A 12390-nucleotide genomic window follows, 5' to 3' on the forward strand; every position below is an offset into this window, starting at 1 on the left:
GGAGGGAATGGGAATGAAACTGGCGGGCAATTGGAAGCTGCAGTGGTTTGAGCCGGGAACCCGGGCGCCTCTGGAAATCGCCTCGCCCGATTTTACCGATTATTTCTGGCTCGACGCGAAGGTGCCGGGAGACGTGCACTCCACCCTGGTTCGAAAGAAGGTGATCGACGATCCGTTCGTCGGGCACAACGACATGAAATGCCGCTGGGTGGAGGACAAGGAATGGTGGTACCGGACCCGATTCGCCTGGGACGGGGAGCCGGAGGACGACGAGGTCGTCGAGCTGCTGTTTGAAGGGCTCGATACGTTTGCGACCGTTTACCTGAACGGTCTGGAACTCGGCCGCACGGAAAATATGCTGGTGGAGCACGCGTTCGACGTCACCGGACTGCTGCGAGAAGGGGACAACGTCCTGGCGGTCCGGTTCGACCCGGTGCATCTTCCGGTCAGGGACAAGGAGAAAAACTATTGGTGCGGATTCGAGAAAGACCGGATCTGGGTGCGGAAGGCCGCGATGAACTTCGGCTGGGACTGGGGGCCGCGCCTGGCGACGGTCGGCATCTGGAAGGACGTTCATCTGCGGAAATGGAGGAAGGCGCGGATCTTCTCCGTCTTTCCCCGCACAGCCGCCGTATTGGACGGCAGGGCGGTCGTGGAAGTGGACGCGGAGATTTTGCGCCGGCCGTGCGGCGGGGAGCCGCTGACCGTGGAGGTCAGCCTGACGGGGGACGGGCGGTCCGTCACCGGATGCGCCGGCCTGACGGCGGACGGGCGGTCGCTTTTTGCCGACGTCCGCCTGCCGGGACAGAAGGCGACGATCGTCCTCGAAGTGGACCGGCCGAAGCTGTGGTGGACGCACGATCTGGGCGAACCGTTCCTGTACCGGCTGACGGTTGCGCTGAAAGACGCCGAAGGCCATGTCCTCGACCGGGTTGAACAGGATTTCGGCATCCGGGAGCTTGTGTTGGAGGAGCGGCATGAGAGCGGGGAGAACCTGTTCTGTTTCCGCCTGAACGGGGTCCGCGTTTTCGCCAAGGGGGCCAACTGGATTCCCGTACACAGCTTCATCGGAGCGGCGGAGGACGAACGCTACAAGAAGCTGCTCGCCCTGGCGCGGGATGCCGGAATGAATATGTTGCGCGTCTGGGGCGGCGGCATTTACGAGAAGGATGTTTTCTACCGCGAATGCGACAGGCTGGGCATCCTCGTCTGGCAGGATTTCATGTTCGCGAACGCCCTGTACCCGGATTACAACCGCAACTTCATGGCGAACGTGTGCGACGAGGCCGCCAAGGCGATCCGGCGCCTCCGGAAATACACCTGCATCGCCCTCTGGTGCGGCAACAACGAGATCGACTGGCTCTATGAGCGGGAAAAGACAGCGGGCCGCATCACCACGCCGCTGTACGGGCGGAAAATCTGGCATGAGCTCATTCCGGAATTGCTGCACGAGCTGGACCCCACCCGGGTCTACCGGCCGAGCACCCCTTACGGCGGCAACGACCACAACGCGGAGGACGTCGGCAACCGCCACAACTGGCAGGTCTGGCACGGCAACGTGGAGCCGCGGAAGTTCGGGGAACCCGCGCTGCAGAATATTTCGGTGGAAGGCGTGTCGTTCAAAAACTACAAGAAGGACCGCACGCGCTTCTCCAACGAATTCGGCATGCACGCCTCGTCCAACCGCCATACGCTCGAACGGTACATTCCGGAAGGCGAGTTTTACTGGCAGAGCGAGGAGATGGCGTACCGCAACAAGGACATCTTCCATGAAAAAGGCATGCTGCTGATGGAAGGGTACACCGGCGTTCCCCGCGATCTGGACCAGTACATCCGCTACTCCATGCTGACGCAGGCGGAAGGGCTGAAATACGGCATCGAGCATTACCGGCGCCGGAAGCCGTTCACCGCCGGCGCGCTCATCTGGCAACTGAACGACTGCTGGCCGGGAACGAGCTGGTCGCTGATCGATTACGGTCTGCTGCCGAAAGCGTCCTATTACTACGCGCGGAAATTTTTCGCTCCGGTCGCGGCATCGATCGATCACGATCCCGGCAAGCCGCTGGCCGTCTGGCTGGTCAACGATTTACAGGAGGCGGTGGAAGACGAGCTGGTGCTGGAAGTCGTCACGTTTGAAGGCAGGGTGGTGCGGACCGAAGCGGTCGCGGTTTCCGTCGGGCCCAATGAAGCCCGGAAGCTCGCGGAATATGCCGAGGAAGAGCTGCTCGGCGGCGCCGCGCCGGATGCGGTCGCCGTCCGGCTCAGGTCGCACGGCGGCCGGTTCCCGGACAATGTGTATTACCTGCGGGATTTCAAGGATCTCCGCTTCCCGCCGGCGCAGCTGTCTGTTGAGCGATCCGCCGAAAGGCGGACGATCGCGGTGACGGCCGACCGGCTCGCGCGCTTCGTCATGCTCGATATTCCGCAGGAGGAAGTCGTCTGCTCGGACAATTTCTTCGACCTGTTCCCGGGCGAGTCCCGGACGATCGAGCTGCGGCACCTGTCCGGCGGGGAAATCCGGATCGAAGCCATCGCGGTGTCGGCGATCAACGGGGAAGCGGAAGCGGGCGGTTGACTTGCCGAAGGCAAGGATGCGGGCAATTAACGGCATAATTTGCCGTTAATGCCCGTGCGTGCGGGCGGCGCAGGGCGAATAACGGCACGCCGTGCCGTTATTGGCGCCGAGCGGGGGACGGATCGGCCTGACTGCGTCCAATAACGGCAGATTTTGCCGTTATTGCCTGTGCGCACGGCAGGCGCAGGCCGATTAACGGCACGCCGTGCCGTTATTGGCGCCGAGCGGGGGCCGGATCGGCGTGGCGCCCTGACGGCCGCATCCGGCCTCACGCCCCCTCCGCGGGAAATTCCATCGCCGCGGTCAAGCCACCCCCATCCGGGCTGTCGAGCAGAAGTCTGCCGTGGTGGGCCTTCGCGATTCGGGCGACCATCGGCAGACCCAGGCCGTGCCCGTGCCGGGGAGGCTGCTTCCGCTTGGACGAATACGGAAGCTCCGTCAATTCCGCCAACTGCTCCCGCGGGATGCCGCGCCCGTCGTCCCGAACCACGAGACGGCAGAGGGTCCGGTCTTCGGACAGGAATGTCTCGATGGCGATGCGGCAGCCTTCCGGGTTGTGATGGACGCTGTTCTGCATGAGATTGGCGATCGCCCGGAGCAGCAGCCTTTTGTCCCCGTCGATCTGTGTCTCTTCATCGGCCAGCCGCAGCACGATCTTATACCGCTCATCGAGTCCGCCGTTCAGCATATCCGCGGCCGCCTGCCGCGCGATCGCCGAGAGACGGACGGGCTCCCGGCGGATCGGCTGCATCTCGTACTCCAGCATCGAGACCAAGTTCAGGTCGCTGACGAGGGAGCGCAGCTTCTCGCCCTGGCGCCGGATGATGCCGGCCTGCCGCCGCTCTTCTTCCCCGAGATCGGAGTTGTCCTACGATTCTGCGGCAGACGGGCTCGCTCATCGAGTCGCCTTCGTACTACGGCCATCTGACGGGTCTGGAGAACTTGCGAGTTGTGCAACGGCTGCGGGGCCTGCCGGACCGCAATGTGGAGGAAGCGCTGCGGATCGTCCGGCTGGAGAAACACCGGGACAAGAAAGCGGAAGCCTGTTCGCTCGGCATGAAGCAGCGGCTGGGCATCGCCATGGCGCTGCTCGCGTTTCCCCGGCTGCTCATCCTCGACGAGCCGACGAACGGCCTGGACCCTGCGGGGATGGAGGAAATCCGGGAACTGATCAAGACGCTCCCCGGGCGCTACGGCATGACGGTGCTGCTGTCCAGCCACCTGCTGGCGGAAATCGAGCAGATCGCAACTTCGGTCGGCATCATCAACGAAGGCCGGATGGTGTTCCAGGGCAGTCTCGACAGCCTGCGATCCCGAAGCCGGGGCGAAATCCGGTTCCATACCGGGGATAATGCCGCGGCGGAACGGCTGCTTGCCGTCCACGGGTATCGCCCGGCCCTGAGCGGCGGCCGGCTCGTGTTCGGCCCGCTCGCGGACCGGGAAGTGGCGGAGATCAACCGGCTGCTGGTGGCCCGGGACATTCCGGTCACCCGGATTGAGGAGCACAGGCGCAGTCTGGAGGATATTTTCCTGGAGCTGACCGGAAGGGAGAGAAGCCTGTGATGCGGGTGCTCAAGCTCGAATATTACAAAATTCGTCGCAAGAAAATCGTTCCCATGATCCTGCTCCTGCTCGCGGCGGAAATGCTGTGGGCATGCATGTCCAACAGCCTGTCCGTCTCCCGCAATCCGGATCAGGCCGTGTGGGCGTCGATCCTGTTCATGACCGCCTCCCTGAACGGGCTGTTCATGCCGCTCATCACCGCCATCGTCGTCTCCCGGATGTGCGACATGGAGCACAAAGGCTCCACGTGGAAGCTGCTCGCCGCGCTCAATGTGGGCCGCGGACGCCTGTATGCGGCGAAATACGGGTGCGCAGGCAGCCTGCTGCTGCTCGCCATTGCGGTGCAGGCGGCGGTGATGGCGGTCTACGGTCTGGCACAGGGGTTTCCGGGCGGGCTGCCCGCTCCATGGCTGCTCCGGTTCATCGGCGGGACGATGCTGGCGACGCTCGCCGTTGCGGCCCTTCAGCAATGGATCGCCATGGCCGTCAAAAATCAGGCGTTCGCGCTGTGCCTGGGGATGCTCGGCAGCTTCATCGGGCTTACCGCGCCGCTGTTTCCGGCGGGCGTCCGGCGGTGGATGATCTGGTCCTGTTATCTGGACCTCGCCCCGGTGACGTACCGGTATGCCGAATCCGCGGGCACGTTCGCGGCACAGCCCTGGAACAGCGGAATCGCGATGGCGGCGCTGGGGACAGCCCTCCTGTTCTTCATCTTCGGCAACCTGCATGTTGCCCGGAAAGAAATTTGAGGAGTGGGTGCGATGAGACAGAGTTTGTCGGCCGAATGGCTCAAACTGCGGCATTCCCGGATCGGCATAGTCCTTGCGGTGCTGCCGGTCATCAGTTTGCTGATCGGATGCGCGAACTACGCGCTCAACCGGGGAGTGTTGACGAACGGCTGGTACAGCCTGTGGACGCAGGTCAGCCTGTTCTACGGCGTATTTTTTTTTTTTTTTTTTGCCCGTCCTCGTCGCCATCGTGAGCGCCTGGGTGTGCCGGCTGGAGCATCTGAACCGCAACTGGAACCTGGTCATGACCGCCCCCGTGCCGGTCGCCGCCGTCTTCATGGCGAAATGGATCGTCGCCTCGCTGCTGATCCTGTTTGTCCAGGCGCTGTTCATGGGACTGTACGGGATCGCGGGCCTGCTGCTTGCGCTGCCCGGGCCGTTCCCGGCGGAGACGATCGGGTGGGCCTTGCGCGGATGGTACGCCTGCCTGTCCATCAGCGCCTTGCAGCTCGGCTTGTCGCTCCGGATTCGCAGTTTCGCGGTGCCCGTCGGTTTCAGTCTGGCGGCGGTGCTCATCGGCTTGGGGCTGTATGTGGCGAAATGGGGGCTCTGTTTTCCGTACTCGCTGCTGACGATCGGCATGCATGTGCTGAGCCGGGATGCGCTTGATCCGCTGCAGGAGGCGCTGTTCTGGACGATGAATGCGGGGTACGGGGTGCTCTTTGCCGCCTGGTTCGTCCGCGGACTCAAGGTTCGGGATGTCGTGACGGCGTGACAGGGGGCGCATGCATCGGCGAGCTGAATGAACCGGCGTGCGTCGCAAAGCATCAGGTAAACATTATCCAATGAAAGCGGTTAATCTAATGAAATGACCGGCCGCCGGTTTTCCCCTACTCTGGAAGTTAATATCCATGATGGGGGAATGTGCGAAGAGTTCCCCGCTGTGCGGCCGCAATTTCGAATATTTCTCGGAGGATCCTTACCTGTCTTCCGAAATGGCGGCCAGCCACATTCGCGGCGTGCAGAGCCAGGGAGTCGGCACCTCGCTGAAGCATTTCGCCGTCAACAACCAGGAGCATCGCCGGATGTCGGTCGACGCTGTCCTTGACGAGCGGACGCTGAGGGGAATCTATCTGGCGAGCTTCGAGGGGGCGATGAAACAGGCGAAGCCCTGGACCGTGGCTGCGCGGCAGCTGCTGGACGCGTTCAATCCGTTCGGCGGGGCCGCGGAGCAGGATGCGGGCGGCATGTTCGAGGCGATCATCCGGTATTTGCCGCTGCGCAATCTCGTGTCGTTCAGCGGCGGCAAGCTGACCGAGCGGCAGCTGGATGACTGGATTGCCGGGCTGAACCGGAAATTGAGCGCTGCCGAGTCATAAAAAGGAGTATCCACCGGAGTCGAAAATCCTCGTATAATGAAGGGGCTGAATGCGGCAAAGACAGGCGGTGCGGAACATGTTCCGATGGCTGGTGCAGCCTTTCAGGAAAAGCATACGCAACAAACTGATGCTGGGCATGGTACTCATCGCGGCCATTCCGGTCATCGTGGTCACGCTGCTGGCCATGCGGAATGCCCACGATTCGATGGAGGAGGAAATCATCCAGTCCAACCGTTCCAGGCTGACCTGGGTCGGCGAATATTTGGACGAACGGCTGCGGCGGCTGAACAATCTGATCTATTCCATCCTCTACAGCCCCGCGTACGTGGACAATATCGACCTGCTCGATTCCGATTCGCTCGGCCGGCAGTTCTCGGCGCAGAGTGCCCTGATGGATCTGCTTACTTCCACGCTGTATTCGGAGATTGACAGTCTGCACGGCATCGAGCTGTACACGATGACGAAGAACAAACTGTTCTATGTCAGCAACCAGGAGTTCGCCATCACCAACACCGAGTCGATCCCCGAACCGTGGCAGCAGATGTTCAAGAACCGGCTGGACGTGCAGATCGTGAACCATCCGTCGCAGCCCGGCCGGTTCTATCTGATGCGGACGATCAACCGGTTCGAAGACCGGAGCAAGCAGGGCGGTATCCTGCTTGATGTGCGCTGGGACATGCTCGGCGGCGTGCTGAACATGGCCAATCCGGAGGACGAGAGCCTGGTGTACATTGCCGACGGAGAAGGCAATCCGCTCTACCGATACGGCGACGCGGATCTTGAACCGGCCGCGTTCGCCGGCATTCTTCGCGACGCGGCAGCGACGGGCGAAGCGGGCGTCGTCGAACACGGCGAATATTACGTGTTCTACAGCGCGGCTCCCTCGTGGCCGCTTTTCGTCGTCAAGATCGTGCCGGCCAGTCTGATCAATGCAAGCGCCAACAAGACCGGCCAATATGGACTGGTCATCGGCCTCATCTCCGTGCTCGTGTCCGCCGGCATGGCCGTCTTCATCGCTTTGCAGACCTCCAAGCCGATCGTCCGGCTGGCCAAGTCGATGCAGCGGTTCAATGTGCTGGCGCCGACGGGGCCTGCGGATTTTCGCCCCGGCAAATCCAGAATTGACGAGATCGGCATGCTGGAAGCGAAGTTCGCCAGCATGACCGAGCGGCTCCGGGATCATATCACGACGGAGTATGTGCTCAATCTGCAGCGGCAAACGGCCCAGTTGAAAGCGCTTCAGGCCCAGATCAATCCTCACTTTCTGCACAATACGCTGCAGATGATCGGCGGCATGGCGATGTCCAAACCGCCGCATGAAATCTATCAGGTCATCCGCGCGCTCAGCGACATGTTCCGCTATATCGTCCGGGAGTCGGATCTGTCGACGCTGGGCAAAGAGCTCGCGCATGTCGGCAACTTCATGTATATCCAGGAGCGGCGTTTTCCGAACAAACTGCGGTTCACCGTCGAAGTCGAACCGGGGCTTGAAGGCTGCGCCATTCCGAAACTGTCGCTTCAGCCGATCGTCGAAAATGCGGTGAAATACGGCCTTGAAGCGGAAATCGGCGACGACTGGCATGTCCGGATCATCTGCGCAAGAAGCGGGGAGACGGTCGTCATCACGGTGCGGGACAACGGAGCGGGCATTGCGCCGGAGCGATTGTCGCAGTTGCAGCGGCAGCTTCAGGCCAGCCATGACCCGGTATGGGAGAACGAAGAGCGAATCGGACTCCGGAATGTGAACGCGCGCATCAGGATGCATTTCGGACCGCCGTACGGCGTCTGGATCGACAGCCTACGGGGCGAAGGGACAACGGTGACGGTCACGATTCCTTACAGTACGGAAGGGCGGGATGAACGGTGATCAAAACACTTCTGGTCGATGACGAACCCTGGACGCTGGAAGTCATCAAGCAATTCGGCCGCTGGGAAGAGTTCGGCATGGAGATCATCGGCGAAGCGGACAACGGGCGGAAGGCGATGGAGATCATCCGCTGCCATCAGCCGCAGCTGGTCATTACGGACATGCACATGCCCGGCGTTGACGGGGTGCAGCTGCTGCAATACCTGGATGAACATTGCGGCGGCACGAAAGTCATCGTCATCAGCGGGTATGACGATTTCGTCTATACCCGGCAGGCGATCCGCAGCAAGGTACACGAATATTTGCTGAAACCGATCGATCCGCAGGAGTTGAACACGGCCCTGGGCAAATGCCGCGAAGAGATTGCCGCACGGCTGGAGTGGCAGACGCCGGGCGTCCTGGACCGCGAGACGGTCGCCGCCATCGACGCGGCCGCCAAGCGAATGGCCGCGCTGCTGACCGAAGGGGAGCGGGAGGCGCTGCGCGGGGCGTTCGAAGAGCTGTACCGGAAGTTCCTGGATCATGAACATTCGCGGGCGCTCATCCATCGCGTCTATCACGAATTGTGGAAACAGTGGGAAGAGACGATCGTGCTGCACGGGCTCGAGATCCGCGACCCGAATCGCCGCTGGGATCCCGCTTCCGCCGATTGGCGCACCACCGTCGATGCGCTGCGGGAGCTCTATGAGCAGGCCTTTGACAAGCTGCAGGAAGAACGCAAGTATCGGAACAAGATCAACCTGCGCGATGTCCGGCAGTATATCGAACAGCACTACGCGGAGCCGCTGGCGCTGGAATCCATCGCCAGGCGCTTTTTCGTCAGCAAAGAATATTTGAGCCGGGCGTTCAAGCAGGAGACCGGGTGGAACGTAACCGATTACATTCTGAAGCTGCGGATGGAACGGGCGATGTCGCTGCTTGCGGAGGACAGCCTGTCGATCAAGGCGGTGGCCGGGCTGGTCGGATACGAGGACGTCGCTTATTTTTACCGGCTGTTCAAGAAGCAATTCGGCGTCACGCCCGGCGAGATTCGCAAATCCGGTGCCGTCGTCCAGGTTAACAAAGTCCAATGAAAGCGGTTAATTTTCTTGAATTACGTGACCGCTTCCGGCTTCTATACTGGAACATGCAGTCAACCATACATCAAACAGGGAGGTCACCGGAAATGAAGAAAAGCAGCCTGGTTGTGGCAAGCCTGCTCCTTCTGATGAGCGTGCTTCTGGCCGCTTGCGGAGGAAGCAATGCGGACAACGGCAATTCTTCTTCCTCATCGTCGCAAGGGGGCGGAGAGGGCGAGAAGGCCCGCGAGGTTACGCTCAAGCTGTTCATCCCGCAGCCCCGTCTGAAGGACGAGTATGACGCTTTCATCCAGAAGTTCGTCGAGAAAGAGAAAGCGGAGAAAAACATCGACGTCAAAATCCAGCTTGAAATGCCCAACGCCGACAATGCGCCGCAAATTCTGAAAACCCGCCTCGCTTCCAACGATGCGCCGGACGTGTTCACCGTCCATGCCATCAACGAAATTCCGACGTTCTACAAGGCGGGCTATCTGGAAGATTTGTCGGATCAGCCGTTCGTCGACAAGCTGCTCGACAGCGTGAAGGAGTCCGTCACGATCGACGGCAAAGTGGTCGGCGTGCCGATGGAAACGCTGATGTGGGGCTACCTCTACAACAAGAAAATTTTCGCCGATCTGGGCCTGACGCCGCCGACGACGATCAGCGAAATGAAGGAAACGATCGAAATTCTGAAGCAAAACAACATTACGCCGTTCCTGCTCACCTACAAGGAAGCCTGGATGCCGCAGCTGTTCGTGCCGCTGACGGTGGGCGCTCTGACGAATTCGGAAAACGAGGACTTCATCGACCGGATGTACCAGGACAACGGCTCGTTCTCCGAAATGAAGGGCATGTTCGAAATCATCGATCTGGTCAACGCCAATGGCACCGACCGCGCCATGGAGATCGGTCCGGACGAAGGTTCGGCCCAATTCGCCGAAGGCAAGGCGGCCATGTGGGTGAACGGGCCGTGGCATGCGGAGACGATTCTGTCGGCCGACGAGAACTTCGAGATCGGCGTCGCGCCGCTGCCGGTCAACGATAATCCGGAAGCGACCATGATCAACCTGTCGACGTCGACGACGTTCGTCGTGTCGCCCGAAAGCAAGAACAAGGACGTCGCGCTTGATTTCATCAACTTCATCCTCGATGACGAGGTGACGAACGAGTTCTATCAAAGCCTGAAGTTCAACCCGGTGGCGAAGAACCATACGTTCGAAAGCTATCCGTGGGTGAACGACGCAGCCGAATATGTGAAGGCCGGCAAGGCTTATCAGGACCCGTCCATCCCGCAGGCCGTCAAGGACGAGTCCGGCAAAGTGCTGCAGGCATACTACACCGGCCAGGCCAAGCAGGATGACGTCATTTCCTCGCTGGACAAAGCATGGAAGGATTTCAACAAGATCAACAAATAAGCGGTTGGGCCCGCAAGCGGAATAAGGGAAATAAAGACAGCCTCGCGCTGTCTTTGTTTCTCGAAACCACCCGGAAAAGGTGAGCGTTCAAGATGATCAAAAAATATCAATCCACCGTGTCTCTGCTGTTGTTCGTGGCGCCCGCCTTCATCTGTTATCTGGTGTTCCTCCTGATTCCCACTTTCGGAGGGATGTATTACAGTCTTACGGATTGGAACGGGTTGAACCGCACTTACAGTTTTGTCGGCCTGAGCAACTTTGTCGAAGCGCTGCGGGACGACCGGTACTTCACGGACTCGATCTGGTTCACGCTGAAATATGTTCTCTTCATGGTGGTATTGCAGAACGTTTTTGCCCTTCTGTTCGCGGTATTCATTGAATCGAGAAAAAAGCTGAAAACCTTTTTCCGCACCATCTTCTTCATGCCGAACATGATCAGCGTCATCATCAGCGCCTTCATGTGGACGTTCGTCTTCTCCCAGGTGCTGCCCCAGCTTGCGGTCAAAACGGGTCTTACGTTTCTGGACCAGTCGTGGATCGGCGATCCGAAGTTTTCGTTCTTCTCCATTCTGGCCGTCTCGCTCTGGAACGGCGTCGGCTATATGATGATCATTTACATGGCCGGGCTGCAGGGCGTGCCGGAGCAGGTGAAGGAAGCGGCGATGATCGACGGCGCGACGCCGCTGCAGACGTTCTTCAAGGTGACGCTGCCGATGATCACCCATGCGATCACGATCTGCCTGTTCATGACGCTCAACAGCGCATTCAAAGTGTTCGAAGTCGTGTACGGCCTGACGGGCGGCGGACCGGGCAGAAGCACCCAGGTCATGGCGCTCAACATTTATGAAGAAGCGTTCTCGAACAACTTCCGCTACGGTTATGCAAGCGCCAAGGCCATCATTCTGTTCCTCATGGTGCTGATCATTACCGTCATCCAGGTCAGCGTGCTGAAGAAACGGGAGGTGGAAGCGTGAAACGGCGAAAATACGGCGATCTGGCGATCACGCTCTTCCTGGCCGTCTGCGCGGCGTATGCGGTGTTTCCGATTTACATGGCGGTCGTCAACTCGTTCAAGACGCAGGGCGAGATGCTCAAATCGGTGCTGACGCTTCCGGTGAAATTGCACTTTGAAAACTACTCGAATGCCTTCCACGAAATCAACATGCTGCAAAGCGCGCTGAACACGGTGGTCGTGACGGTGATCGGCATCGCCGGCATCATCGTCTGCGCGTCGCTGGCGGGCTACAAGCTGTCCCGCACGCCGGGGAAGCTGAGCCAATTCATTTTCTTCCTGTTCATCGCGTCGATGCTCGTGCCGTTCCACTCGATCATGATCCCGCTTACCCGGATGGCCAAAAATCTCGGTTTCCAGGGCACGACCTGGGGGCTGGCGTTCATCTACATCGGCCTCGGGGTCAACATGGCCGTGTTCCTCTATCACGGGTTCGTCAAGTCGGTGCCGCGGGAGCTGGAGGAATCGGCGCGCATGGACGGGTGCGGCGAGCTGCAGACGTTCGCGCGGATCATTTTCCCGCTGCTCCTGCCGATTACGGTCACGATCGCGATTCTGGACCTGCTCTGGATCTGGAACGACTTCCTGCTACCGCTGCTCATGCTGACGGACGTGCAGCGGTACACGCTCATTCTGTCGACGAGCATGCTGTTCGGCGAGTACAACAACGACTGGTCGCTGATCCTGTCTTCGCTGGTGCTGACGGCGATTCCGGTCGTCATCTTCTATGCGTTCTTCCAGAAGTACATCATGCAAGGCATCACGGAAGGCGCGATCAAAGGCTAGAATGGAC

General features: G+C 60.2%; 7 protein-coding genes and 4 pseudogenes. 10 read left to right on the forward strand and 1 reads right to left on the reverse strand.

Annotated elements, in window-relative coordinates:
* The first annotated feature begins 13 nt into the window (after positions 1-13).
* Positions 14-2575 carry a beta-mannosidase gene (locus tag C6W55_RS09035; protein WP_015253434.1) on the forward strand — a complete coding sequence of 854 codons (2562 nt, stop codon included), beginning with the start codon at positions 14-16 and terminating at the stop codon, positions 2573-2575.
* Positions 2576-2843: 268 nt separating this feature from the next.
* Here the strand turns inward: C6W55_RS09035 and C6W55_RS09040 are convergent.
* Positions 2844-3443, reverse strand: a pseudogene (locus tag C6W55_RS09040) (sensor histidine kinase); the annotation flags it as partial.
* On the opposite strand from C6W55_RS09040, the pseudogene C6W55_RS09045 reads away from it, so the two are divergent.
* The 9 genes and pseudogenes from C6W55_RS09045 to C6W55_RS09085 all read left to right on the forward strand — a co-directional run.
* Positions 3443-4138, forward strand: a pseudogene (locus tag C6W55_RS09045) (AAA family ATPase); the annotation flags it as partial. The pseudogenes C6W55_RS09040 and C6W55_RS09045 sit on opposite strands and share 1 nt — an antisense overlap.
* Positions 4135-4887, forward strand: a complete 753-nt coding sequence (locus C6W55_RS09050; protein WP_015253435.1) for an ABC transporter permease — start codon at positions 4135-4137, stop codon at positions 4885-4887. The pseudogene C6W55_RS09045 and the gene C6W55_RS09050, both read left to right, overlap by 4 nt.
* Positions 4888-4899: 12 nt before the next feature.
* Positions 4900-5641, forward strand: a pseudogene (locus tag C6W55_RS09055) (ABC transporter permease).
* A gap of 142 nt (positions 5642-5783) precedes the next feature.
* Positions 5784-6047: pseudogene (locus C6W55_RS09060) on the forward strand (glycoside hydrolase family 3 N-terminal domain-containing protein); the annotation flags it as partial.
* A gap of 274 nt (positions 6048-6321) precedes the next feature.
* Entirely contained in the window at positions 6322-8112 is a 1791-nt protein-coding gene (locus tag C6W55_RS09065; RefSeq protein ID WP_286892404.1) for a sensor histidine kinase, read from the forward strand.
* Positions 8109-9185, forward strand: a complete 1077-nt coding sequence (locus C6W55_RS09070) for a response regulator transcription factor (RefSeq protein ID WP_286892405.1) — start codon at positions 8109-8111, stop codon at positions 9183-9185. Before C6W55_RS09065 ends, C6W55_RS09070 begins: the two co-directional genes overlap by 4 nt.
* 92 nt (positions 9186-9277) lie before the next feature.
* Positions 9278-10585 carry an ABC transporter substrate-binding protein gene (locus C6W55_RS09075; protein WP_286892406.1) on the forward strand — a complete coding sequence of 436 codons (1308 nt, stop codon included), beginning with the start codon at positions 9278-9280 and terminating at the stop codon, positions 10583-10585.
* 92 nt (positions 10586-10677) lie between these two features.
* Positions 10678-11559, forward strand: a complete 882-nt coding sequence (locus tag C6W55_RS09080) for a carbohydrate ABC transporter permease (RefSeq protein WP_286892407.1) — start codon at positions 10678-10680, stop codon at positions 11557-11559.
* Positions 11556-12383, forward strand: a complete 828-nt coding sequence (locus C6W55_RS09085; RefSeq protein WP_015253441.1) for a carbohydrate ABC transporter permease — start codon at positions 11556-11558, stop codon at positions 12381-12383. Before C6W55_RS09080 ends, C6W55_RS09085 begins: the two co-directional genes overlap by 4 nt.
* The last annotated feature ends 7 nt before the right edge of the window (positions 12384-12390 follow it).

It is taken from the genome of Thermobacillus sp. (assembly GCF_003390775.1).
GTDB classification, from domain to species: domain Bacteria; phylum Bacillota; class Bacilli; order Paenibacillales; family Paenibacillaceae; genus Thermobacillus; species Thermobacillus xylanilyticus.